The 22,957-nt window shown below is 65.1% G+C and carries 21 protein-coding genes and 2 tRNA genes; 5 read left to right on the forward strand and 18 right to left on the reverse strand.

All coding sequences use genetic code 11. The features are described from left to right. Nucleotides 1–259: 259 nt before the first annotated feature. Complete coding sequence (locus SIDU_RS05480) at nt 260–493, reverse strand: hypothetical protein (protein WP_007685686.1); 234 nt, start codon at nt 491–493, stop codon at nt 260–262. Between the two features lie 157 nt (nt 494–650). Between SIDU_RS05480 and SIDU_RS05485 the strand changes: the two genes are divergently transcribed. Continuing rightward, nucleotides 651–1,121, forward strand: a complete 471-nt coding sequence (locus tag SIDU_RS05485) for an Lrp/AsnC family transcriptional regulator (RefSeq protein ID WP_007685689.1) — start codon at nt 651–653, stop codon at nt 1,119–1,121. Nucleotides 1,122–1,228: 107 nt separating this feature from the next. On the opposite strand, the gene SIDU_RS05490 is transcribed toward SIDU_RS05485, so the two are convergent. From SIDU_RS05490 to SIDU_RS05520, 7 genes are all read right to left on the reverse strand, one after another. Then, nucleotides 1,229–1,304: transfer RNA gene (locus SIDU_RS05490), tRNA-Lys, on the reverse strand. A gap of 37 nt (nt 1,305–1,341) precedes the next feature. Next, nucleotides 1,342–1,417 (reverse strand) — tRNA-Lys (locus SIDU_RS05495). A gap of 125 nt (nt 1,418–1,542) precedes the next feature. Beyond that, entirely contained in the window at nt 1,543–2,655 is a 1,113-nt protein-coding gene (rodA, locus tag SIDU_RS05500; RefSeq protein ID WP_007685691.1) for a rod shape-determining protein RodA, read from the reverse strand. Continuing rightward, nucleotides 2,652–4,721, reverse strand: a complete 2,070-nt coding sequence (gene mrdA, locus SIDU_RS05505) for a penicillin-binding protein 2 (RefSeq protein WP_007685694.1) — start codon at nt 4,719–4,721, stop codon at nt 2,652–2,654. The genes rodA and mrdA overlap by 4 nt, the downstream gene beginning before the upstream one ends. Then, nucleotides 4,718–5,245: a hypothetical protein gene (locus SIDU_RS05510; protein ID WP_007685696.1), complete on the reverse strand. Its 528-nt coding sequence runs from the start codon at nt 5,243–5,245 to the stop codon at nt 4,718–4,720. The genes mrdA and SIDU_RS05510 overlap by 4 nt, the downstream gene beginning before the upstream one ends. Next, nucleotides 5,242–6,159, reverse strand: coding sequence for a rod shape-determining protein MreC (mreC, locus tag SIDU_RS05515; RefSeq protein WP_007685697.1), 918 nt, complete (start codon nt 6,157–6,159; stop codon nt 5,242–5,244). Before mreC ends, SIDU_RS05510 begins: the two co-directional genes overlap by 4 nt. Before the next feature lie 12 nt (nt 6,160–6,171). Beyond that, a complete protein-coding gene (locus SIDU_RS05520) occupies nt 6,172–7,218 on the reverse strand; it encodes a rod shape-determining protein (RefSeq protein WP_007685698.1) in 1,047 nt (348 codons plus the stop codon). Nucleotides 7,219–7,367: 149 nt separating this feature from the next. Here SIDU_RS05520 and mutL point away from each other — a divergent pair, with 149 nt between their 5' ends. Continuing rightward, a complete protein-coding gene (mutL, locus tag SIDU_RS05525) occupies nt 7,368–9,140 on the forward strand; it encodes a DNA mismatch repair endonuclease MutL (protein WP_007685699.1) in 1,773 nt (590 codons plus the stop codon). A gap of 82 nt (nt 9,141–9,222) precedes the next feature. Beyond that, complete coding sequence (locus SIDU_RS05530; RefSeq protein ID WP_007685700.1) at nt 9,223–9,735, forward strand: hypothetical protein; 513 nt, start codon at nt 9,223–9,225, stop codon at nt 9,733–9,735. Nucleotides 9,736–9,737: 2 nt separating this feature from the next. Here SIDU_RS05530 and SIDU_RS05535 read toward each other — a convergent pair whose 3' ends face one another. The 10 genes from SIDU_RS05535 to SIDU_RS05580 all read right to left on the reverse strand — a co-directional run bounded on the left by SIDU_RS05535 (nt 9,738) and on the right by SIDU_RS05580 (nt 19,378). Next, the gene (locus SIDU_RS05535) at nt 9,738–10,202 is read right to left on the reverse strand and encodes a MaoC family dehydratase (protein WP_007685701.1); all 465 of its coding nucleotides are present in this window, start codon (nt 10,200–10,202) and stop codon (nt 9,738–9,740) included. A 51-nt stretch (nt 10,203–10,253) separates the two neighbouring features. Then, nucleotides 10,254–11,525 (reverse strand): alkaline phosphatase family protein, encoded by a 1,272-nt coding sequence (locus SIDU_RS05540; RefSeq protein WP_007685702.1) that lies wholly within the window; start codon nt 11,523–11,525, stop codon nt 10,254–10,256. A 46-nt stretch (nt 11,526–11,571) separates the two neighbouring features. Further along, nucleotides 11,572–12,096, reverse strand: coding sequence for a DNA-deoxyinosine glycosylase (locus SIDU_RS05545; RefSeq protein WP_007685703.1), 525 nt, complete (start codon nt 12,094–12,096; stop codon nt 11,572–11,574). 6 nt (nt 12,097–12,102) lie between these two features. Further along, a complete protein-coding gene (gene ychF / locus SIDU_RS05550) occupies nt 12,103–13,203 on the reverse strand; it encodes a redox-regulated ATPase YchF (protein WP_007685704.1) in 1,101 nt (366 codons plus the stop codon). Nucleotides 13,204–13,280: 77 nt separating this feature from the next. After that, nucleotides 13,281–13,958, reverse strand: a complete 678-nt coding sequence (locus tag SIDU_RS05555; RefSeq protein WP_007685705.1) for a DUF2490 domain-containing protein — start codon at nt 13,956–13,958, stop codon at nt 13,281–13,283. Nucleotides 13,959–14,162: 204 nt separating this feature from the next. Further along, entirely contained in the window at nt 14,163–15,791 is a 1,629-nt protein-coding gene (locus tag SIDU_RS05560) for an alpha-D-glucose phosphate-specific phosphoglucomutase (RefSeq protein WP_007685706.1), read from the reverse strand. A 336-nt stretch (nt 15,792–16,127) separates the two neighbouring features. Further along, entirely contained in the window at nt 16,128–16,697 is a 570-nt protein-coding gene (gene pth, locus SIDU_RS05565; protein WP_007685707.1) for an aminoacyl-tRNA hydrolase, read from the reverse strand. Between the two features lie 143 nt (nt 16,698–16,840). Beyond that, the gene (locus SIDU_RS05570) at nt 16,841–17,455 is read right to left on the reverse strand and encodes a 50S ribosomal protein L25/general stress protein Ctc (RefSeq protein ID WP_007685708.1); all 615 of its coding nucleotides are present in this window, start codon (nt 17,453–17,455) and stop codon (nt 16,841–16,843) included. Nucleotides 17,456–17,577: 122 nt separating this feature from the next. Beyond that, on the reverse strand, nt 17,578–18,462 hold the full coding sequence (locus SIDU_RS05575) for a TraB/GumN family protein (protein WP_025771982.1): 885 nt from the start codon (nt 18,460–18,462) through the stop codon (nt 17,578–17,580). A 1-nt stretch (nt 18,463) separates the two neighbouring features. After that, nucleotides 18,464–19,378 (reverse strand): TraB/GumN family protein, encoded by a 915-nt coding sequence (locus SIDU_RS05580; RefSeq protein ID WP_007685712.1) that lies wholly within the window; start codon nt 19,376–19,378, stop codon nt 18,464–18,466. A 174-nt stretch (nt 19,379–19,552) separates the two neighbouring features. Between SIDU_RS05580 and SIDU_RS05585 the strand changes: the two genes are divergently transcribed. Together SIDU_RS05585 and glyS are read left to right on the forward strand one after the other, a co-directional pair. Beyond that, a complete protein-coding gene (locus SIDU_RS05585) occupies nt 19,553–20,440 on the forward strand; it encodes a glycine--tRNA ligase subunit alpha (protein WP_007685714.1) in 888 nt (295 codons plus the stop codon). A gap of 130 nt (nt 20,441–20,570) precedes the next feature. Then, complete coding sequence (glyS, locus tag SIDU_RS05590; protein WP_007685715.1) at nt 20,571–22,835, forward strand: glycine--tRNA ligase subunit beta; 2,265 nt, start codon at nt 20,571–20,573, stop codon at nt 22,833–22,835. Nucleotides 22,836–22,957: the final 122 nt, after the last annotated feature.

Genomic DNA, 22,957 nt, shown 5'->3' on the forward strand with positions numbered 1-22,957 from the left:
ACGTCAAGCCGGCCACCGCCGCGCGGCAGTGTGTTAACCATCAGACATCCGCAGCGTTTTGATTTATGTTGCGCAGCAGCAGGGCATAAATGTTTTGGGCTGACAATCGGGCTTGGGGTGCGCGGACCCGCTTTTCCGATGACCTGTTCGTCCTGGAAGATGCTCCGCCCCAGATTTGCGACGACCTGAAACAGCGCCGCTTTGCCATGTTGGACGTCCGGCCCGGTAAAGGCCGGTCCGATCCGAATCATTATCGGGATCAGCCGATGATCCACCACCCCAGCAGAAGCAGTGTCGTCAGCAAGGCAAAGGGGCCTGCCCAGCGCGACAGGCGCTGTATGGCGGCCTCTATTTGCTCTTGCGGAAAATGCCACCGGGAATGCGGGCCTTCGCCATCCATGCTCTCCCGATGCACAGGATCGTGCCGAGGCGCGGAGGGAGCCGTGTTGGCGCCGCTGCCCTTGTCCTGCGGTTGGGGAGAAAGGTCGATCATTTTCCGGTCCTGGTCATCCCGATGCGACCTGCCGACAGGATAGCTCGCTTCGTCGAAAAGGAAAGCGAATTCCGGGCCAGGGCTGAGCGAATGCGTCCGCCCTGGATCATTCCACTGAACGCTTGGATGAAATGCAGGTCTCGACTATCCTGTCTTCATGAAACAGGACCGACAGATCGATGCCGTCGACCGAAAGATCATCGCGGCGTTGCAGGAGGATGCGACGCTCAGCCATGCCGAACTGGCTGAAAGGGTGGGGGCCTCCAGCGCTTCCTGCTGGCGCCGGATCAAGGCGCTGGAGGCTGCGGGCATACTCGCGGCCACGGTCAGGCTGGTCGATCCGGAAAAGGTCGGGCGCGGCGTCAACGTCCTCTGCAACATCCGCATGCGCAGCCACGCGCAGGAAGCCCGCCGCGCATTCGAGCAGTTCGTGGAAAGCCGGCCGGAAATCGTCGAATGCTTTTCGATGTCGGGGGAATGGGACTATCTGATACGCGTCGTGGTGGCGGATGTCGCGGATTATAACCGCTTCCTGATGATGACCTTGCTGGGCCATCCCTCGGTGGCGGGGGCCGCCTCCCACTTCGCCCTGTCCATGACGAAGTTCACCACCGCCCTCCCGGTCTAACCTGTTCCTCCCCATCATCGATGGGGAGCGCCCAAAGGCGCAGCAACGCCCGCGACCAAAACAGCGCAATCCGTTATGTTGAAGATTATTCGGTGGACGCGCTTTTTTGGTGGACGCACTAGGGCTCGAACCTAGGACCCGCTGATTAAGAGTCAGCTGCTCTACCAACTGAGCTATGCGTCCATGCCCGCTTTCGGCTTGTGCCTTCATGCCGGGAATTTGGTGGACGCACTAGGGCTCGAACCTAGGACCCGCTGATTAAGAGTCAGCTGCTCTACCAACTGAGCTATGCGTCCACATCCGCTTTCGGCTTGTTCCCAATGGGCCGTCGCCTTGGCGTGGGCGGGCTGTTAGCAGTCGCATCGGACTTTGCAAACAGGAAATCGCGCCCGCCGGCAAATTTTTGCGGGCAGGCGCCCTTTCATCCCCAGCTTCCCGGACGGCTGCGCCGCCGGCCCGATCGTTCGATGGCCATGATGATGCCGACGCACAGCATCACCGTCAGCATCGACGATCCGCCATAGGACATGAAGGGCAGGGGAATGCCCACCACGGGCGCCAGGCCCATCACCATCATCAGGTTGATCGCGACATAGAAGAAGATCGTCGTGGTCAGCCCCGCCGCCACCAGCCGCGCATATTTGTCCTGCGCGCGGAGCGATACGCCGATCCCCCAGCGGAACAGCAGCATGAAGGCGCCGATCAGCAGCACGCCGCCCATCAGACCCCATTCCTCCGCCATGGTGGCGAAGACGAAGTCGGTATGCCCCTCCGGCAGATAATCCAGATGGCTCTGCGTGCCCTTGAGGAAGCCCTTGCCGAAAATTCCTCCGGATCCGATGGCGATCTTCGACTGGCTGATGTGATAGCCAGCGCCCAGCGGATCGCTTTCAGGGTCGAGGAAGATGAGGACGCGGTTCTTCTGGTAATCGTGCAGGAAGCTGAAGGCGATGGGGACGATGGCGGCCAGCGTCAGACCCGACCCCACGAACAGCCGCAGCGGCAGGCCGGCGAGGAACATCACCGTCACCCCGCCCGCCGCGATCATGGTCGCGGTGCCGAGGTCGGGTTGCACCAGCACCAGCGCCCAGGGCACGCCGATCAGCACCAGCGCGGGCCAGATGGCGTTCCAGCGCCTGATCTCGCCCACGGGCAGCAGCGCGTAGAAGCGCGCCACGGCGAGCACGATTACCGGCTTCATGAATTCGGAGGGCTGCAATTGCATGAAGCCCAGGTTGATCCATCGCTGGCTGCCTCCCGCCACCCCGCCGATCAGTTCGACCAGGAACAGGGCTGTCAGCACGACGCCATAGGCCGGGAAGGCGAAGCGGGCGAAGGTTTCCAGCGGTATCCTGCTCAGCACCAGGGCCATGCCCGAAAATATGGCGAAGCGAACGGCCTGGTTGATCGCCCAGGGCGTGATGCTGCCACCCGCCGCGCTGTAGAGCACCAATGTCCCGAAGCCGGCGATGGCGAGCAATATGCCCAACACGCGCCAGGGGAATTGGGTCAGGGGCTCTGGGACGATGCTCATGGCGCGCTGTCCGCCGGAGGAGGGGCGTCATCCGCTTCCGGAGCCGGCGTCGTGGCGGCGGCGGTCGCCGCGGTCGCGCTATTGCCCTCGGCCGCGTTCATCGCATTGGCGGCTTCGGGCGGCGGGACTTCGCCCTTCTCTATGGCCTTTGCCAGCCTGTAGGCCGCCATCTGCCGCGCCATCCGTTCGGCGGGCGGGCCGCCCCAGTCCTTTTCGATGGTCTCCAGCTTCTCCATCGCCTTGGCCTGGTCGAACAGATAGGTCATGGTGTCCGCCGCGATCATCGGCGCGTCCTCGATCCGGTTGACGTGGCCGCCATGCTCGATGATGCAGGCAATGGCATAGCGCGGATTGTCGAACGGCGCGAAACCCTGGAACAGCGCGTGGTCGCGCAGCTTGAAGGGCAGGGATGCGTTGCTGCGCACGCCGCCGCCGCGTTCCGCCATGGTGATGCGGCGAACCTGCGCCGTGCCGGTCTTGCCCGCCATCATCACGCCGGGCAGCGGGATGCGCGCCGCGCCGCCCGTGCCGCCGCCGTTCACCACCGCGCTCATGGCGTCGCGGATGGTCACCAGATGCTCCTCATTCACGCCCACGGATGCAGGCGCGGGTCGCTGCGCGCCGAAGATGAAGTTGGGCATCAACTGCCGGCCAGTCGCCAGCCGCGCCGCCATCACCGCCATCTGCAACGGGTTGATGAGCATATAGCCCTGACCAATGGTCGCGTTGACCGTGTCGTACACCTGCCATTTCTGGTTGTATTTCTTCAGCTTCCACGCCGGGTCCGGCACCGTGCCGAAACTCTGGCTGGGGAAGGGCAGGGCGAATTTCTGTCCCATGCCCACGCGCCTGGCCATGCTGGCGATGCGATCCATGCCGATCCGCTGCGCCATCTGGTAGAAATAGATGTCGCAACTCTGCGCGATGGCGCCGCGCATGTTGAGCGAGCCATGGCCGCGCCGCTTGTGGCAGTGGAACAGCGTGTTCCCGACCCGGATCGCGCCCGCGCAGCTCACCGTCTCCATCGGCGAGACGCCCGCCTCCAGCAGCGCCAGCGCCACCATCGGCTTCACCGTCGATCCGGGCGGATAAAGCCCCTGCAACGTCTTGTTGCGCAGCGGCACATGGTCGTCCTTCGACAGCATGTCCCATTCCAGATGGCTGATGCCGTCGGAAAAGCTGTTGGGATCGAAACTGGGCATCGACGCCATGGTCAGCACATCGCCATTATGACAGTCGATCACCACCACCGACCCGCTCTGCGTCGCCAGCCGCCGCCCGGCATATTCCTGAAGGCCCGCGTCGATGGTCAGCTTGATCGCATTGCCCGGCGTGTCGGGCCGGGTGGTGAGTTCCCGCACGATCTTGCCCCGCGCCGTCACCTCCACGCGCTTCGCGCCCGGCTTGCCGGTCAGTTCCTTGTCGAAGGACCGCTCCAGCCCGTCCTTGCCGACCTTGAAGCCCGGCGTGATCAGCAGCGGGTCCTTCCGCTCCTCATAATCCTTGGCCGACGCCGCGCCGACATAGCCCAGCAGATGCCCGACTGTCGCCCCGGCGGGATAGTTGCGCGAAAAGCCCTGGCTGGGCGCCACGCCCGGCAGGTCGGGCAGCCGCACGCTCACCGCCGCAAATTGGTCGTAGGTCAGCTTCTCCGCCACCTGCACCGGGCGAAATCCCGCCGACTTGTCCAGCTCCTCCCTGATCCGCTCCACCTCGTCATCGCCCAGCGCCAGCAGATGGGCCAGGCTGCGGATGGTATTTTCCGCATCCGTCACCCGCTCCGGGATCAGGTCGACGCGGAAATCGGTGCGGTTGTTCGCCAGCGGCCGCCCGTTGCGGTCGATGATCCACCCCCGCCGCGGCGGAATCAGCGTCAGATTGACCCGATTGCTTTCCGACAGGAGGTTGTATTTCTCATTCTCCGCCACGCTGATCCAGCCCATCCGCCCGACCAGCAGCGCCCCGATCGCCCCCTGCAACCCGCCCACCACCATTGCCCGGCGCGTGAAGGTGAAGGACAGGGATGCTTCGGTGACGGTCTTCTTCTTGAGCAGGGGCAGCTTCATGCCATCACGCGCCAGCGGTCGATCCGGGCGCATTGCCGGACGACGAAGGGAAAGAGCAGGACCGTCCAGACCATTTGCGGCGCGACCAACAGCAGCTTGATGTCTCCTCCGCCGGTGATCCGCGCGAAGAAGACGCCGCCGGCAATGCAGAAGATAATCGCGAAGGTCGCGATTAACCAGTCCTGCCGATAGCTGCGCCAGACCATGCGATGTTCGACGGCGTCGATGCCGATCAGCGTGACGGTCCACAGGCACATGGCCGAACCGATGGGCTGGCCGCTGGCGATGTCGTCGAACAGGCCGAGCGGCACACCGATCCAGGTGCGCCACAATTCCGGGCGCAGCAGCCGCCAGGACAGCAGCAGCAGCAGGCCGAAGGGCGGCATCACCGGCGATTGCGCGATCACCGGCAGCGTCGTCGCCAGCGATCCCAGCATCACCGTGATGACCGGCGTTCCCGCCAGCCGAAATCGCGAAGGATGACGGCCAAGGCGCGGCACATGCTGCAAATGGGGATCGATCATGGCGTGGCCGAATTCTGCGCGGCATCCGGCTCGACCGGAGCGGGTTGGCCATTGCCCTCCGGCCGGGTCACGGCCTCCTCGAAGGAGCGTTCCACCACCACCGCATCGACCCTCGACGGGTTGGCCAGCGGCACGCCATAGGCGATTTCGCCCGCGATGCGCACGATCACCGCCACGGGAATATTGGGCTGATAGACCCCGCCGACGCCGGAGGTGACGAGCAGGTCGCCAGGCTTGAACGGATTGCGCCCCGCCGCCAGAGCGCGGATCTCCAGCGTGCCGTCGCCAAGGCCCGTCGAAATGGCGGGCACGCTGTCATTGGCCCGCCGCACCGGCACGATATTGCTGGTGTCGGTCAGCAGCAGCACCTCCGCGGTATTGGGCGTGGTCGTATGGATGCGCCCGATCAGCCCTTCCGGAGCGCGCACCGGCATGCCCGGCCGCACCCCCTGCCAGCGTCCCGCGTTCAGCCGCGCCAGCCGTCGCGTGCTGGTGGAGGAGGAGGCGATCAGCCGCGCCGTCAGCAATTCGCTGCCGTCATCCTCGACCAGCTTGAGCAGCTTCTTCAGGCGCAGATTTTCCTGCGCCACTGCCTTCGCCTCTATGATGCGGTTGCGGTCCGCCTCGACCTGCCGCCGCAGCGCCACATTCTGCGACCCGGCGCGCCAATAGCTGGCCAGCACCTCGTCGATGGAGGCGACCCCGCTCACCATATTCTTCATCGTGACGGAGGCCGGGCGCGTGATTTCCGCCGTCGCGATGCGGATCGCGGCGAATCCGGTCGGATCGAAAATGGCGACAACCACCAGAAGCAGGCCGACGGCGGCGCCCGTCATCGCCACCACATAGCTGGCGAAGAGGCTATATTGCGCCTTCCGGTTGTGTCCGGGACGTCGGCTGGGTGGCCGCGCCATCCACTTGCCCCCTTAAGCGGTCTGGAGAACGCCCCGGAATATCGGGTCTTCCATCGCCCGGCCGGTGCCGATGGCGACGCAGGTCAGCGGATCTTCGGCGATGGTGACGGGCAGGCCGGTCTCGTCGCGCAGCTCGTCGTCCAACCCCTTCAGCAGCGCGCCGCCGCCGGTCAGGACGATGCCCTGGTCGACAATGTCCGCCGCCAGTTCCGGCGCGGTATTTTCCAGCGCGATGCGAACGCCCTCCACGATGGTGCTGATCGGCTCCGCCAGCGCGTCGGCGATCTGGCCCTGGTTGATGGAGATTTCCTTGGGCACGCCGTTCACCAGGTCGCGGCCCTTGATATGGATCGTCTCGCCCACGCCGTCTTCGGGCGGCTGGGCGACGCCGAACTGCTTCTTGATCCGCTCGGCGGTCGCTTCGCCGATGAGCAGATTATGATGACGGCGCACGAAGGAGACGATGGCCTCGTCCATCTTGTCGCCGCCGACGCGCACCGAAGTGGTATAGGCCAGCCCGCGCAGCGAAAGCACCGCGACCTCGGTCGTGCCGCCGCCGATATCGACCACCATCGACCCGATCGGTTCCGTCACCGGCATGTCGGCGCCAATCGCGGCGGCCATGGGTTCCTCGATCAGAAAGACCTGCGAAGCGCCCGCATTGCTGGCCGCATCGCGAATCGCGCGGCGCTCCACGCTGGTCGACCCCGAAGGCACGCAGATCACGATTTCCGGGAAGCGCCAGGGCCGCGACTTGCCGCCATGCACCTTGGTGATGAAATGCTTGATCATCTGCTCCGCGACGTCGATGTCCGCGATCACGCCGTCGCGCAGCGGCCGGATGGCTTCAATCGAATCGGGCGTCTTGCCCATCATCAGCTTGGCGTCGTCGCCGACCGCCTTCACCCGCTTCACGCCGTTCAGCGTCTCGACCGCCACCACCGAAGGTTCGTTGAGCACGATGCCGCGCCCCCGCACATAGACCACGGTGTTCGCCGTGCCGAGGTCGATGGCCATGTCCTGGGAGGAGAGTTTGAAAAGTCGCGAGAAGATCGACATGCCTGTTCCTGTTCAGCCCACCCCCCGGCGAAGCGAACCGGGACAGTCGGAAAGTTCGCCCCACGTTCCACCCGCCCCCTGGGTCAACCGAAAATTTTCTTGAGGCTTGTGTCTCGCGGAAAGCGCTCGCTTGGGCTAGTCACTAATCAATGTCAATACGCCGTCTGCCCGAACATCTGGTCAATCGCATCGCCGCGGGCGAAGTGGTCGAAAGGCCCGCCAGCGCGCTCAAGGAAATCGTTGAAAATGCGGTGGATGCCGGATCGCGCCGGATCGCCATCCGCATTTCCAACGGGGGCCTCGACCGGATCGAAGTCAGCGACGACGGCTGCGGCATGGATTCATCGGAAATCGCGCTGGCGCTGGAACGCCACGCCACGTCCAAACTGCCCGACGACGCCATCGAAAATGTCGCCACCCTGGGCTTCCGGGGCGAAGCCTTGCCCTCCATCGCCAGCGTGGCGCGCCTCTCCATCGACAGCCGCCCGGCGGGCAGCGACGGCTGGAACCGCACCGTCGACAATGGCGTGACGGTCAGCGAAGGCCCCGCCGCCCTGCCGCCCGGCACGCGGGTGATAGTGGAGCAACTGTTCGGGAAAGTCCCCGCCCGCCGCAAATTCCTGCGCTCGGCCAAGGCGGAATATGCCGCCTGCCTCGACGTCGTCCGCCGCCTTGCCATGGCGCATCCCGCCATCGCCTTCAGCATGGAACATGACGGCCGCCGGGTGCTGGGCGTGCAGGCGGGCGAAGCGCGGGAGGACCGCGTCGCCGCGCTGACCGACCGGGCGCTGGCGGACAATCACGTCATCGTCGCGCTGGAGCGGGAAGGGGTGCGCCTGTCCGGCGTGGCCTCGCTCCCCACCTATCATCGCGGCGTGGGCGACCACCAGTTTCTGTTCGTGAACGGCCGCCCGGTGCGCGACCGGCTGCTGGTCGGCGCGGTGCGCGGCGCCTATGCCGACATGCTGGCGCGGGACCGGCATCCGGTCGTCGCCCTCTTCCTGGACGTCCCGCCGCTGGAGGTCGACGTCAATGTCCACCCCGCCAAGACCGAAGTGCGCTTCCGCGATCCCGCGCTGATCCGGGGCATGATCGTGTCCGGCCTGCGCCGCGCCCTGGATGCGGAGGGTTTTCGCGCCGTCCAGCATGCCGACCCCGCCGGTCTCTCGGCTTGGCGGTCCGAACCCGTCTCCCCCACGCCCATCGGCGCCATGCCGATCTTCGAAGCCGCGGGCGCGCCCGTTCCCACCTATTCGATGGCGGACCGCCGCTCGACCTTCCTCACCCCTCCGCCCCAGGCCCGCGCCGAACCCGCCGCCGCGCCAGCCCCGGAAGGAACCAGCTTCCCGCTGGGCGTCGCCAGGGGCCAGGTCGCCCGCACCTATATCGTCGCGGAGGCGGAGGACGGCCTCGTCATCGTCGACCAGCACGCCGCCCATGAACGGCTGACGCTGGAGAGGATGCGCCGCGCCATGGAAGGGCAGGGGGTCGCGGCGCAGGCGCTGCTCCTTCCCGAAGTGGTCGAACTGGACGAACCCGCCTGCGACCGCCTCGAAGCGCGGATCGCGGAACTCAAGGATTTCGGGCTGGAACTGGAACGCTTCGGCCCCGCCGCCATGCTGGTCCGCGCAACCCCGGCGATGCTGGGGCAGGGCGACGTGCAGGGATTGGTGTCCGATCTGGCCGACGACCTCGCCGCCTATGACAGCGCGCTTTCCCTGAAGGAGCGCCTGGACCTGGTGGCCGCGACCATGGCCTGCCACGGTTCCGTCCGCGCCGGCCGCATACTGAGCGTCGCGGAAATGAACGCCCTGCTCCGCGAAATGGAGATCACCCCCCGCAGCGGCCAATGCAATCACGGCCGCCCCACCTGGGTGAAGCTGGGCCATGGCGACATAGAAAAGCTGTTCGGAAGGAAATAGGATGACGCGCTTGGCCGTTCGGAGCATCGCGCCGAAAAGCGGGGGCCGGCTTTCCGCTCACCCTTGCTCAAGGAGGGCATCGATGAAGCGGCTCCTTTTCCTGCTCGCCTTCCTTCCCTCAGGCGCTCTGGCCGCTCCCGACCCGTGCGCCAGCGCGCCACCCCTGGCCGAACCCTGGACAAGCTGGACCCAAAGCGGCTCCGTCATGGCGGGCGCCACCCTTTCCTCCGCGCCCCGCATCATCCTTGGCAAGCCCGTCACCGCAACGCTGCGCCCGGCTCCGCAGGTCCAGTTCGTCGTTCCGCCCGGCAGATCCGTCCCCAAAAGCCATGCCGGCCTCTTCACCCTGGCTGTCAAGGATGCGGCGCGCATCGGCATAGCGCTGTCCGCCGCCGCCTGGGTGGACGCCGCCACGGGCGCCACCGCCCTGGCCTCCGCAGCCCATGAACATGGCCCGCGCTGCTCCGGCATCCGGAAGATCGTCTGGTTCGACCTGCCGCCCGGCCTTCATGCCATACAAGTTGCCGGAGCGATCAATCCCTCGATCCGGATCATGGCGGCCGACGCCCGCGCCAACCAGCCGCTGCCGCGCTGAATTCAGGCCGGTCGCGTCCGGAACATCACGATGGGGACCATCGACAGCACCTTTTCGTCGTGCTGGTTCCACATGATGACCTGCGACTTGACGATGCCCATTTCGGGCCTGCTGCGGGATGCCTTCTTCTCGATCACCTTCGACGTCCCACGCAGCGTATCCCCGGCATGCACCGGATTGAGCCAGCGCAGTTCATCCACGCCAATGGCCCCCAGGGCCGCCGGACGAGGGCCAGGCCTTGTCTCCCAAGCCGCGAGCATCATCTTCATCGACAGGGCCGTGGTATGCCAGCCGCTGGAGGAAAGCGTGCCGAAATGAGTGGCCGCCGCTCCCTCGTCCGAAAGGTGGAAGGGCTGGGGGTCGAATTCGCGGGCGAAGGCGATGATTTCCTCCCGGCCGATGGTGAGCGGGCCGAACTCGATCCCGTTTCCCACCGCCATGTCTTCGAAATAGATGACCTCGCTCATAGCCGTTCCTTCTTCCAATGAGCAGGAACCTAGTTTCCGTTTACGAAAACGTCAACGCTTGACCAACCCCGCCAGCATGGCCGGATCGCCGTCACCGGGCAAAGGAGAGACACCCAGCAGCCGCGCCAGCAGCGGATATACGTCGACATTGGCCAAGTCCGCTGGAGGCAGAAATCCCGTGTCGAAGGCTGGGCCGTTCGCTATGAACAGCGCCTGCATCTCCGCAGCCCGGTCGTCCCAGCCATGATCGCCGCCGAAGAACGGCCTGGCGGGGGCGCTAGGCTGGATGAGCCAGCCGGTTTCGGCAAGGCAGAAATAGGGCGGGATGCGCCTGTGCGCGCCATAATGGAAGCGGGTCGGAATGGCGCCCTTCCGCCAGCATTGCATATGGGGGTGGGGTTTGAGCAGCGCGGATTCCAGCGCCGCCTCACGCCCCGGCTGCGCGGCCAGGCTGGCATAGGGGCCGCTCTCTGCAATGCGGTAATCGGCCGGGCTTGCCACCTGGTCCAGCGCTATCACCCGCTCGCTCGATTTCTCCGCCATGCCGTGGTCGGACAGGATGATGAGGTTCGCCGGCTGCTTCATCGCCCTCAGCCCCTCGACCAGCAGGCCGATCTCGCCATCGACCTGCGCCACCGCCTGCGTCGTTTCCGCCGCGTCCGGCCCGGCGGCATGGCCCGCCATGTCCACCGCGTCGAAATAGAGCGTCAGGAAGCGCGGGCGGATCGCCGCCGGCCGCCGCAGCAGGTCCAGCACGCCATTCACCCGCTGCGTTCCGGAAATGGCCTGGTTGAACTGCGCCCAGTCGCTGGGCCGCGTGCCGCCGCTGATCCTGTGCGGCCACTCCGCCGCTTCCCTCCCGCCCCAGGCGACATTCGATCCCGGCCAGAACAATGTGCCGGTCCGCACGCCCGCTTTTTCCGCCGTCACCCAGATCGGCTCGGCCTCGTTCCACCAGAAGGGGTCGTCGGTCGCCATGGTGAAGGTTTCGCCGGGTCTGGCTCCATCCTCCATCCTGTTCGCGACGATGCCGCTGCGGTCGGGACGGGCTCCGGTCACGATGGCCCAATGATTGGGGAAGGTCTTGGTCGGGAAGGAAGGGCGCATCGACGCTTCGACCCCGGCGGCGGCCAGCCCGGACAGATGGGGCGTCACGCCCCGTTTCAGATAGTCCGGGCGAAAACCGTCGATGGATACCAATATCGTGACCGGCTCCCGATGCTCGGCCAGTGCGGAAGTGAACGCCGGCCGCTCGTCCGATCGTGCGCAGCCGCCAAGCACCAGAAGGAGAAGGGCCACGAAGGAAAAGCGACGGAAAAACATGCGCCTGCCTTAGCAGACCGACCATGACGGTAAAGTGACGAGCGGCCTATGCCCCGCCGACATAGGGCGCCATCGCCATCCAGGCGCTCCGTTTCGCCTCTCGCGACATGGTGGCGAAAGCGCCGCTGGAGGAGGGAAGGTCGATCAGCGTCAGGCCCGGTCGCATTCCGATCTGCCTTCGCCCGTGCAAAGCCGCCGTCTTGCCGTTGAATGCCACCGCCTCCAGCGCGGGAAGCCGATCCACAAAGGCCGACAGGTCGCGCAACTCCGCGCCGCGGATCGCGCTGTCCAGGCTGCCTTCCCGATCCGCGCTCTCGATCACGTCCCACAGGCCCACGGCCCTCGCCTTCAGCCGCTTCAACCGCATCGCATAGGGCCGGCCGCGCAGATCCTCGCCCAGGACATCGCCCATCAGCGCCCAGAAGGCGTTGCCGCGATGCGCATAATATTCGCCCTGCCTGATCGACGCGTCGCCCGGCAGGCTGCCCAGAATCAGCAGCCGCGTCCCTTCATCAACGCTGGGAGGAAAGGCGGCCTTGCGCCGCGCGGGCATCTGTCCCGGCCGCAGCATCAGCCCTCAGACGTTGAACCGGAACAGCATGATGTCGCCATCCTGCGTCACATATTCCTTGCCTTCGGAACGCCACTTGCCTGCTTCCTTGGCCCCGGCCTCTCCATTATATTGGACATAATCGGCATAGGCCATGGTTTCCGCCCGGATGAAACCCTTTTCGAAATCGGTATGGATCGCGCCCGCCGCCTGGGGCGCCTTCGAACCCTTGGCCACGGTCCAGGCGCGCGCCTCCTTCGGTCCCACGGTGAAGAAGGTGATGAGGCCCAGCAACTCGTATCCGGCGCGGATGATGCGGGCGAGGCCCGCTTCCTCCAGCCCCAGAGCCTCCAGATATTCCGCCCGCTCCTCGACCGGCATGGTGATGAGTTCGGCTTCGATGGCGGCCGAAACGATCACCGCCTTCGCGCCCTCCGCCGCCGCCTTTTCGAACACGCGGGCCGAATGGGCGTTGCCCTCCGCCGCGCTTTCCTCCTCGACATTGCAGACATAGAGGACGGGCTTTGCCGTCAGCAATTGCGCCTGGCGGAAGATGCGCTCTTCCTCGTCGTCACCCGGTCGCGTCAGCCGCGCCGGCTTGCCCTCGCGCAGCAGGTCCAGCGCCTTGCCCAGCACGGACGCGGCGGCCTTCGCCTCCTTGTCGCCCTGCGCCGCCTTCTTGGCGAAGTTCGGCACGCGCTTTTCCAGGGATTCGAGGTCCGCCAGCATCAGCTCAGTCTCGACTGTCTCGGCGTCGGCAATGGGATCGACCTTGCCCTCGACATGGGTGATGTCGTCATCCTCGAAGCAGCGCAGCACATGGACGATGGCGTCCACTTCGCGGATGTTCGCCAGGAACTGGTTGCCCAGGCCCTCGCCCTTCGACGCGCCGCGCACCAGACCGGCAATGTCGACGAAGGCAAGCTGCGTTTCGATGATCTTGGCCGAACCGCCGATCCTGGCGATGGTCTGAAGGCGCTGGTCGGGCACGGCGACCTGCCCGACATTGGGTTCGATGGTGCAGAAGGGATAGTTCGCCGCCTGCGCCGCCTGCGTTTCCGTCAGCGCATTGAAGAGGGTGGACTTGCCCACATTGGGAAGCCCGACGATACCGCAACGAAAACCCATGATACTGCCTTCACGTCAAATCCGATTGGCCGCGCCGATAGCGCTTTCCCGGCGGCTTGGCCAGAGTCCGTGCGGTCTCAATGACGGAAGAAGAGCGTGATGGAGGCGACATGGTTGACGCGCGCATTGCCGCCGCGCTGGTCGATCCACTGGTTGAGATAGCCGATTTCCGCCGCCGACGCGCCGCCCAGCCCGATCTCCGCCCCGATGAAGCTGCGCAACTGGTCGAACCCGCTCTTCGCGCCCCAATCGGTGCTGTTGAGCGCCACGAAGCCCTCGCCATAGACGAGAGCGCTCATCGCCTTGCCGCCCAACGGCTTTTCGTAGCGCAGCATCTCCCGCAGGCGCCAGCCCATGTCGTCGCCGTCGGAACGCCAGCGCTGCTCCAGCCGCGTGCGCGAGGAAAGCTCGCCGCCCCACGGCTTGCCGATGGCCCAATTGGCTTGCTGGAAGCTGCGCTCCTCATTCACGTCGCGCCCATCCTTGACCGGCAGCGCGACATGGGCATAGCCTTGGTAGACGGTGACGCTGGAGGACAGCTTCCAGCCCAGGCCGCCGCGCAGGATGGTCTGATCGGCCCGCGACACCCCGTCCCCGATGCGCGGCTGGATCTCCGCGAAATAGACGAGATCGCCGGACACCGGCCCCATGGCGGTGAGGTTCAGCCAGAACTGCTCATCCTCCGTGGTCCGGGCGTGGGCGGGGGCGGCGATGGCGATCAGCGCACAGAAGAGAATAGCGAACAGGCGACGCATCACGTCCTCTTAAAAAAAGCGCGCCGCTCTTGATGATGGTGCTCCTGCAAGGCAGGGGCCCAGTTCAGACGGTTATTCGTCTTCCAAATGGCCGGACTGGGCTCCTGCCTTCGCAGGAGCGCGAAGGGCGTCGGTCAATCGCCCGCCCTTTAGCGCGCCCTCATTTCCGGTCCATTTCCGCATGGTAAGCTTTGGCAACCAGCCTCAAGTAATCACGCTCGGCCGATCCATCCCGGTAAAGCCGGTAATATCCGCCATTTCCTGCGCAGCCTTGACCAGCGGCGCGAGCGCTTCGCCCGTCTCCAGCCCCAGATCGCCGTCCTTGGCCACATAGCGCTCGATATAGACGCGCAGGGTCGCCCCCTCCGTGCCCGTCCCTGAAAGGCGGAACACCACCCGCGACCCGTCCTCGAACAGCACGCGCACGCCCTGGTTGCGGCTGACGGACTGGTCTGTTGGATCGCTATAGGCGAAATCGTCGGCGGCCTTCACCGCGCCGCCGCTGTTCGTGGTGCCCGGCAGCGCCTCCAGCCCGCCTCGCAGCGCCGCCATCAGCGCATCGGCCCTGTCCTTGGCAATCCCCTCATAATCATGCCGCGCATAATAGTTGCGGCCATAGGTGGCCCAATGTTCGGCCATGACCTGCGCGACGCTCTGCCGCCGGACGGCCAGGATGTTGAGCCACAGCAGCACCGCCCAGATGCCGTCCTTCTCCCGCACATGGTCGGAACCCGTGCCCGCGCTTTCCTCGCCGCAGATGGTGGCCATGCCGGCGTCCAGCAGATTGCCAAAGAATTTCCATCCCGTCGGCGTCTCATGCAGCGGAATGCCCAGCTTCTCCGCCACGCGATCGGCCGCGCCGCTGGTCGGCATCGACCGCGCAATGCCCCTGAGGCCCGTCGCATAGCCCGGCGCCAGATGCGCATTGGCCGCCAGCACCGCCAGCGAATCCGAAGGCGTGACGTAACAATGCCGACCGATGATCAGGTTGCGGTCGCCATCGCCATCCGAAGCCGCGCCGAAATCCGGCGCGTCCGGCGCCATCATCCGGTCGTACAGTTCCCTGGCGTGAACCAGATTGGGATCGGGGTGATGATGGCCGAAGTCGGGCAGGGGGGTGGCGTTGCGCACGGTGCCCGCAGGCGCGCCGAGCCGCTTCTCGAAAATCTCGACCGCATAGGGGCCTGTCACCGCGCTCATCGAATCGAAGGAGAGGGTGAAGCCGTCCGCGATCATCGCCCGGATCGCGGCGAAGTCGAACAGCGTCTCCATCAGTTCGGCATAGCCCGCGACGGGATCGACCACCTCTACGGTCATGCCGCCCAGGGTTGTGCTGCCCAGCGCGTCGATGTCGACATCGCCTGCTTCCAATATGCGATAGCTGTCGATGGAGAGGGTCCGCGCATGAATGGCGTCCGTCACCTTTTCCGGCGCCGGGCCGCCGTTCGAGACATTATATTTGATCCCGAAATCCTCGTCCGGCCCGCCCGGATTGTGGCTGGCCGACAGCACCAGTCCGCCAAAGGCGCCCGACGAACGGATCAGGTGCGATGCGGCGGGGGTGGAGAGGATGCCCCCGCGCCCCACCAGCACCCGGCCGAAGCCGTTGGCCGCCGCCATCTTCAAGACGATCTGGATGACATCCCGGTTGAGATAGCGACCATCGCCGCCGACCACCAGCGTCTCGCCCTCGAACCCTTCCAGGCTGTCGAACACCGACTGGACGAAATTTTCCGCATAATGGGGCTGCTGGAAGACCCGCACCTTCTTGCGGAGGCCGGACGTGCCCGGCTTCTGGTCGTTGAAAGGCTTTGTCGCGACGGTCTGTATCACCCGGATCCCCTTGGAAAGTGGAAAGTCAGGCCTGCTTTATGGCGTGCGACTGCGACGGTCCGCAATCCACCCTGGCCATTTCACCGCGAGCGCAGGGCGGACGGACGCGCATTCCCGCCTTGCCGGCAGGCGCGCGCCTGGAAACGCTGACGACCCTGGAACGCGTGGAATGGAAACGGGAGGAATATGCCGTGCTCCCGCGAAGGCGCATGAGAACCTGGTTCAGGCGACACGATGACATGCAGATGGGGGACTGGGCTCCTGCCTGCGCAGCAGCATGGTGCGCTTAATGTCCCCCTGGTCAATTCCAACATGCCCTGAACCGCTGCGTCGGCCCTAATCCGCCAGCCGCAGGGCCACCTCGTTCATGAACCGCGCGTCGTCTCCCCTGGCGAGCCATTCCGCCTCCGCCCCGATCGCGCCCAGCATGTCGGCCAGCGCGTCCATCTCGCTCTTGTGATAATTGCCCAGCACATAGCCGTGCACCCGGTCCTTGTGCCCCGGATGGCCGATGCCGATCCTCACCCGGCGAAACTCCGCCCCGATATGCGCATCGGTCGAACGAAGGCCGTTATGCCCCGCATTGCCGCCGCCGCGCTTCACCTTGACCTTCATCGGCGCAAGGTCGAGCTCGTCGTGGAAGACCGTCACGTCCTGCGGCGCCAGCTTGTAGAAGCGCATCGCTTCCCCCACCGAGCGGCCGCTTTCGTTCATGAAGGTCGCGGGCTTCAGCAGGACGATCTTCTCCGTCCCGATCCGCCCTTCCTGCACCCAGCCCTGAAACTGCTTCTTCGGCGGAGAGAAGCGATGCATGTCCGCGATCAGGTCGACCGCCATGAAGCCGACATTATGCCGGTTCATCGCATATTGGGTTCCGGGATTGCCCAGGCCCACCCAGATCTGCATCGCGTCAAACTCCCGATAAGCAAACCCCCGTTCGCCCTGAGCCTGTCGAACGACCCCGCTTCTTCGAAAAGAGCGGGGCTTCGACAAGCTCAGCCCGAACGGGGGTTGAGCGAACCGATAAAAGGGCCAGCCAGACTACGGGCTTATTCGCCCTGAGCCGGGGTCTCGTTGTCGCCTTCGGCACTCTTCAGGGCCGAAGGGGCGACGATGGTCGCGACGGTGAAGTCGGTCTCGTCATGGGCGGCCTTGGCGCCCTTGGGCAGCTTCACGGCGCCGATGTGGATCGAATCGCCGACGTCCAGCCCGGCCAGGTCGATGACGACATCGTCCGGAATCTCGGCCGCATCGACGATCAGTTCGATCTCATGCGCGACGATGTTGAGCACGCCGCCCTTCTTCAGGCCCGGCGAGGCGTCTTCATTCTTGAAGATCACAGGCACGTTGACATGGACGGTGGCATGTTCCGAAACGCGCAGGAAGTCGGCGTGCAGCGGACGGTCGGTCACGGGGTGGAAAGCCACATCCTTGGCGAGGGTGCGGACCTTCTTTCCGCCCACTTCGACGAAGACGACCGAATTGAAGAAATGGCCGGTGCCGAGCAGCTTGTTGAGGAGCTTTTCCTCGACATGGATCGACTGCGGTTCTTCATTGTTACCATAGATGACGGCGGGTACGCGGCCCTCGCGGCGGAGAGCGCGGGAGGCTCCCTTGCCTGCCCGATCGCGTGCCTCTGCCGACAGCGTAAGCTGCTCGCTCATTGCGTGTCTCCAAAAGCAAATTGATGTAAGCGCCCGTCACGCCTCCAGGGATGACCATGCCGGGACCGCGGCCCAATAGCAGAAAGGGTTGGGAAAGCAAGGGGCGGGAAGCGGGATGGGCGCTATTGCACCCGCGTCACCCTGTACCCGCCGGCCCGCAGCAGGTCGATCAGATTGTCCTTGCCCGCCAGATGCCCCGCGCCCACGGCGATGAGGGGGCGTCCCTTGAGCGCCCCCACCGACTTCACCCAGTCGCGGTTCCGCTCCACCAGCACCGCCTGCTCCACCACCGGATCGGGCGCCTCGCCCAGCCTGTCTTCCTGCGCCAGGGTGGCGACATCGCCCCTGATCCAGGCGGCGAGGATGCGGTCGTAAAGCCACCGCATCTCCTTCGCCTCCCGCACCGTATCGACCAGCAGCCGCCGCTGCGCATCCGCGGGCAGCGTGTCGAAGGCGCGGAACTGCCGCTCCACCGTTTCCAGCCCGCTTATGGGCTTTCCCGCCTTTTCGAATGCGGCGATCAGCGCCGGTTCGACGCCATGATCCTGGCTGACGTGCAGGGCCTGCTGCGCCGCCGCCGACAGAAGCATCGCCGCCGCCCAATCCTCATAGGCGGAGAGGGTTTGCGTATTGGCGCCGCCATTCTCGACGATCTCCTCCAGCGCGGCCTTGTCCCCTGCCGGAACGCGCGTTTCCAGCGAAGCCAGCCCCGCACTGCGCCCCATCCTCTCGAACTGCGCCAAAGTCCCGGCCTGGTCCTGTATCTCGGCCGATTCCAGCACCAGCCGGTCCGCCCGCCCGATGGCGTCCCCGATCGGCCCGGTCCGCCACGCCACGCCGTCCGGCAGCACATGGATGGTGCCGAACAGCCATCCGTCCATGCCTTTTCCCTCCACCCGCCAGAGCGCGGGTCCTCCACCGGGCGGCGGGGCAGGGGGCTTCTCTCCGCAAGCGACAATCAGGCATAGGGCGGCCAGCCCCAGCCAGCGCGCCAGGATGCGGATCATCCTATTGCTTCACCCGTGTCGAAGCGACGCCCATCGCCTTCAACTGGTCCTGCACGCTGCCCTTGCCCGCCAGATGCCCGGCGCCCACGGCGATGAACAGCGTGCCCGGCCTTTCGAGCCGCTGCCTGATCCACTTTGCCCAATTGGCGTTGCGCTGGATCAGCAGCACCTGGGCCAGTTCGGGCGTCGCCTCCAGCGACTCGTTCATCTCCGCCGCCAGCTTGTCCGGTTCCCCGCCCTGCCAGTGCGCGACCAGGCTGGCGAACTCCCGGTCCATGTCCGGCAGGCCCTCGATGGTGGCGGTCAGGAACTTCACCTGCTGCTCCATCGGCAGGCCCGCGAAATAGCCTAGCTGCTGCTCCACCGTCTCCAGCGCGCCGACCTTCTTGCCCGAAGCCCTGGCCGCCGCGGTCAGCACCTTCTCCGCGCCCAGATCCGATTTGTATCCCAGCGCCTCCAGGGGCTTCACCGACAGCGCCATGCCGGCCATCCAGGGATTGAACATCTCGAACGCCTGCCACGGAAGCCCGTTCGCGCTCATCGCATCCTGATATTTGGCGCGATCGTCCGCGCCCAGCCGGTCCGACAGCTTCACGCCGTCCCGCGCTAGCGCCGCGCCCGTCATGGTGGACGCCAGCCCATTGGGATCTTCCGGCTCGACGATCTCCAGCACCAGTTCGTCCGACTGCTCGAAGGCCGCCCTGACCCCGCCCTTGAACCAGTCGACCCCCGGCTTCATCACATGGACGGTGCCGAACAGATAGATGGTGGTGTCCGCATCCTTCACTTCCCACAAGGCGGGGGTCACATAGGCGGAACGCGCCGCCGCATCGCGGGCGGAGGCGGGCTGCTCCAGCGCGCAGCCGCCAAGCAGCATCATGGCGGGGGCCAGCCAGCGGAAAGAGGGCCATCTCATCTGAATTGCGGTCCGTTTCCTTAAGGTTTTCTCTTCCATGCGGGCCACCGACCGCCAGGGCAAGCGGATTTACGGTCAAATGCGCCCTCTTTTCCTTGACCATGCGCCCTCGCTGCGCCAAGGCGCGCCGCAATCGACCGTCATTTTTAAAGCCGTGATTTCTGGGGACCATCGGTGGCGACAAGCAAAGCGCTTTCCTTCCAGGATCTGATCCTGACCCTGCATGCCTATTGGGGACGGCAGGGCTGCGTGATCCTGCAACCCTATGACATGGAAGTGGGCGCTGGCACCTTCCACCCGGCGACCACGCTGCGCAGTCTTGGCCCCGACGCCTGGAACGCCGCCTATGTCCAGCCCAGCCGCCGCCCGACCGACGGCCGCTATGGCGAAAACCCCAATCGCCTCCAGCATTATTACCAATATCAGGTCATCATGAAGCCGTCCCCGGCGAACCTCCAGGAACTCTATCTGGGTTCGCTGGCGGAGATCGGCATCGACCCGCTGGTCCATGACATCCGCTTCGTCGAGGATGACTGGGAAAGCCCGACGCTCGGCGCCTGGGGCCTCGGCTGGGAAGTCTGGTGCGACGGCATGGAAGTCACCCAGTTCACCTATTTCCAGCAGATGGGCGGCTTCGACTGCAAGCCGGTCGCGGGCGAACTGACCTATGGCCTGGAACGCCTCGCCATGTATATCCAGGGCGTCGACAGCGTCTATGACCTGAAATTCAACGATGGCGTAGATGGGAGGGGGGGCGTCACCTATGGCGACGTCTTCCTGGAAAATGAGCGGCAGATGTCGAAATGGAATTTCGAGATTGCCGACACCGAAAAGCTGTTCCGCTGGTTCAAGGATGCCGAAGCCGAGTGCAAGGCTTCGCTGGAGGCGGGCGTCCCGCTCGCCGCCTATGACCAGGCGATCAAGGCCAGCCATGTCTTCAACCTGCTCCAGGCGCGCGGCGTCATCTCGGTGCAGGAACGCGCCAGCTATATCGGCCGCGTCCGCGACCTCGCCAAGGGCGCCTGCGAAAAGTGGATGGAAGTGAACGGGTGGGCCGCGTGATGGCGATAGTTTCAATGCCGTTCGCCCTGAGCTTGTCGAAGGGCTCCGCTGAGCCGCAGGCGAAGCGCCTTCACTTCGTTCAGGTCTGGGCTTCGACAGGCTCAGCCCGAACGGACGGGGATGTGATGTGATGACCGATTTCCTCCTCGAACTCCGCTGCGAAGAAATCCCGGCACGGATGCAATTGAAGGCCTCCGAAGACCTCGCCCGCCTCTTCACCGAGGAACTGGCGAAGTCCGGCCTGAAACCCGAAAGCATCGACAGCTTCGTCACGCCCCGCCGCCTGGCGCTGATCGCCCGCAACCTGCCGCTGGAAACCGCCGCCGTCAGCGAGGAGCATAAAGGCCCGCGCACCTCGGCGCCCGCGCAGGCGCTGGAAGGCTTCCTCCGCAAGACCGGCCTGACGCAAGACCAACTGGAAGACCGCGACGGCGTCTGGTTCGCCGTGATCAACAAGCCGGGCCGCGCCACTGCGCAGGTTCTGGCCGAAGCCGTCCCCACCGTCATCCGCGCCTTCCCCTGGCCTAAGTCGATGCGCTGGGGCAAGGCATCCCAGACCACGGAAAGCCTCCGCTGGGTCCGCCCGCTGCAAGGGATCGTCGCGATCCTGGGCGAAGAACTGGTCGACATCGAGATCGAAGGCATCAAGTCGGGCTACGCCACGCTCGGCCACCGTTTCCACCATCCGGGCGAAATCACCATCGGCGGCGCGCACGACTATGCCGAAAAGCTGCGCGCCTGCCATGTGATCGCCAGCCACCGGGAACGCCAGTCGATTATCGAGGCAAAGGCCGCCGAAGCCGCCGCCGCCCATGGCTACACGGTGATAGAGGACAAGGGCCTCGTCGCTGAAAATGCGGGCCTCACTGAATGGCCGGTCCCGCTGCTCGGCGATTTCGACCCGGCCTTCCTTGAGGTTCCGCCTGAAGTCATCCAGCTAACCCTCCGTATCAACCAGAAATATTTCGTCCTGCGCGATGCGTCTGGCAAGCTCGCCCCCGCCTTCATCTGCACCGCCAATATAGAGGCGAAGGACGGCGGCGCGGCCATCGTCGCGGGCAATCGCAAGGTGCTCGCCGCCCGCCTGTCCGACGCCCGCTTCTTCTGGGAACAGGACCGCAAGACGAAGCTGGAAGACCACGCGAAGAAGCTGGAACGCATCACCTTCCACGAAAAGCTCGGCACCGTCGCCGACAAGGTGGAACGCGTCGCCAAACTGGCCCGCTGGCTGGTGGAGGAAGGGATTGTGGGCACCAGTGCTCCTGCGAAGGCAGGAGCCCAGGATGGCGGCACGCAACCTGACCCTGGGCTCCTGCCTTCGCAGGAGCACAAAGCAGAGCTTGCGAAACTCGCCGAACAGGCCGCCCGTCTGGCCAAGGCGGACCTCGTCACCGAAATGGTCGGAGAATTCCCGGAACTTCAAGGCATCATGGGCGGCTATTACGCCCGCGCCGAAGAATTGCCTGATGCTGTGGCAGATGCAATCCGCGATCACTATAAGCCGGTTGGGCAGGGTGATGACGTGCCGACTGCCCCGGTGACGGTGGCAGTGTCATTGGCTGATAAGCTGGACACCATCGTTAGCTTCTTTGCTATCGATGAAAAGCCTACCGGATCAAAAGATCCTTTTGCTCTTCGGCGTGCAGCGCTGGGCGTAATTTCTTTGCTTCTCGATAATCGCCTTCGGACCAAGCTGGCGATGCCGCTAAGTAAGGCTATCGAGGCGGTTGAGACTATTGAGTTTGTAGAGGCGCTATCTGCTACCACTGAGCAATTTAAGGGTGCGCCGTTTGCTTTTTCAAACATGCTTCAGCCGGTCGTGCTCGACTTCTTCGCCGACCGCCTCAAGGTCCAGCAAAAGGAAGCAGGCGTCCGCCACGACCTGATCGACGCGGTGTTCGCGCTCGGCGGCGAGGATGATCTCGTCCGCCTGCTCGCCCGCGTGAAGGCGCTGCAATCCTTCGTCGCCACCGAGGACGGCACGAACCTGCTCGCAGGCTATAAGCGCGCCGCCAACATCCTGAAAAAGGAAGGCGTAGAATCTCCCAGCGCTCCTGCGAAGGCAGGAGCCCAGGGTGAAGCAGCGCAACCGAGCGCGGAACTCCTGCCGTCGCAGGAGCACGAACCGCTCACCTACACCCCCGAACCCGCCGAAGCCGCCCTCATCGCCGCCCTGGACGCGGCCGAACCCCGCGCCGCCGCCGCCGTCGCGGCGGAGGATTTTGAAGGGGCCATGGCCGCACTTGCAACATTGCGGGCGCCCATCGACGCCTTTTTCGAGACCGTCACCGTCAACGACGCCGATCAGGACAAGCGCTCCGCCCGGCTCGCGCTGTTGTCGCGGGTTCGGGACGCGGTTCACACGGTTGCCGATTTCTCGAAAATTACGGGCTAATACCGAAAGATAGGCCCGGAAAAGGGAAAATCAGTGAAATAGGACATCAATCATCGTAAAAGCGGGTGCGTTTGTCGCCCGCCTGTTGTTAAAGTTTTGTTGCATCGCACAATACACGGCAA

The organism is Sphingobium indicum B90A (assembly GCF_000264945.2).
GTDB classification, from domain to species: Bacteria; Pseudomonadota; Alphaproteobacteria; order Sphingomonadales; family Sphingomonadaceae; genus Sphingobium; species Sphingobium indicum.

Bases quoted from the DNA above. Each gene is read 5' to 3' on its own strand.
- SIDU_RS05480 (WP_007685686.1), bottom strand. From the start codon at position 493: ATGATCGACCTTTCTCCCCAACCGCAGGACAAGGGCAGCGGCGCCAAC.
- SIDU_RS05485 (WP_007685689.1), top strand. From the start codon at position 651: ATGAAACAGGACCGACAGATCGATGCCGTCGACCGAAAGATCATCGCG.
- rodA (WP_007685691.1), bottom strand. From the start codon at position 2,655: ATGAGCATCGTCCCAGAGCCCCTGACCCAATTCCCCTGGCGCGTGTTG.
- mrdA (WP_007685694.1), bottom strand. From the start codon at position 4,721: ATGAAGCTGCCCCTGCTCAAGAAGAAGACCGTCACCGAAGCATCCCTG.
- SIDU_RS05510 (WP_007685696.1), bottom strand. From the start codon at position 5,245: ATGATCGATCCCCATTTGCAGCATGTGCCGCGCCTTGGCCGTCATCCT.
- mreC (WP_007685697.1), bottom strand. From the start codon at position 6,159: ATGGCGCGGCCACCCAGCCGACGTCCCGGACACAACCGGAAGGCGCAA.
- SIDU_RS05520 (WP_007685698.1), bottom strand. From the start codon at position 7,218: ATGTCGATCTTCTCGCGACTTTTCAAACTCTCCTCCCAGGACATGGCC.
- mutL (WP_007685699.1), top strand. From the start codon at position 7,368: ATGTCAATACGCCGTCTGCCCGAACATCTGGTCAATCGCATCGCCGCG.
- SIDU_RS05530 (WP_007685700.1), top strand. From the start codon at position 9,223: ATGAAGCGGCTCCTTTTCCTGCTCGCCTTCCTTCCCTCAGGCGCTCTG.
- SIDU_RS05535 (WP_007685701.1), bottom strand. From the start codon at position 10,202: ATGAGCGAGGTCATCTATTTCGAAGACATGGCGGTGGGAAACGGGATC.
- SIDU_RS05540 (WP_007685702.1), bottom strand. From the start codon at position 11,525: ATGTTTTTCCGTCGCTTTTCCTTCGTGGCCCTTCTCCTTCTGGTGCTT.
- SIDU_RS05545 (WP_007685703.1), bottom strand. From the start codon at position 12,096: ATGCTGCGGCCGGGACAGATGCCCGCGCGGCGCAAGGCCGCCTTTCCT.
- ychF (WP_007685704.1), bottom strand. From the start codon at position 13,203: ATGGGTTTTCGTTGCGGTATCGTCGGGCTTCCCAATGTGGGCAAGTCC.
- SIDU_RS05555 (WP_007685705.1), bottom strand. From the start codon at position 13,958: ATGCGTCGCCTGTTCGCTATTCTCTTCTGTGCGCTGATCGCCATCGCC.
- pth (WP_007685707.1), bottom strand. From the start codon at position 16,697: ATGCAGATCTGGGTGGGCCTGGGCAATCCCGGAACCCAATATGCGATG.
- SIDU_RS05570 (WP_007685708.1), bottom strand. From the start codon at position 17,455: ATGAGCGAGCAGCTTACGCTGTCGGCAGAGGCACGCGATCGGGCAGGC.
- SIDU_RS05575 (WP_025771982.1), bottom strand. From the start codon at position 18,462: ATGATCCGCATCCTGGCGCGCTGGCTGGGGCTGGCCGCCCTATGCCTG.
- SIDU_RS05580 (WP_007685712.1), bottom strand. From the start codon at position 19,378: ATGAGATGGCCCTCTTTCCGCTGGCTGGCCCCCGCCATGATGCTGCTT.
- glyS (WP_007685715.1), top strand. From the start codon at position 20,571: ATGACCGATTTCCTCCTCGAACTCCGCTGCGAAGAAATCCCGGCACGG.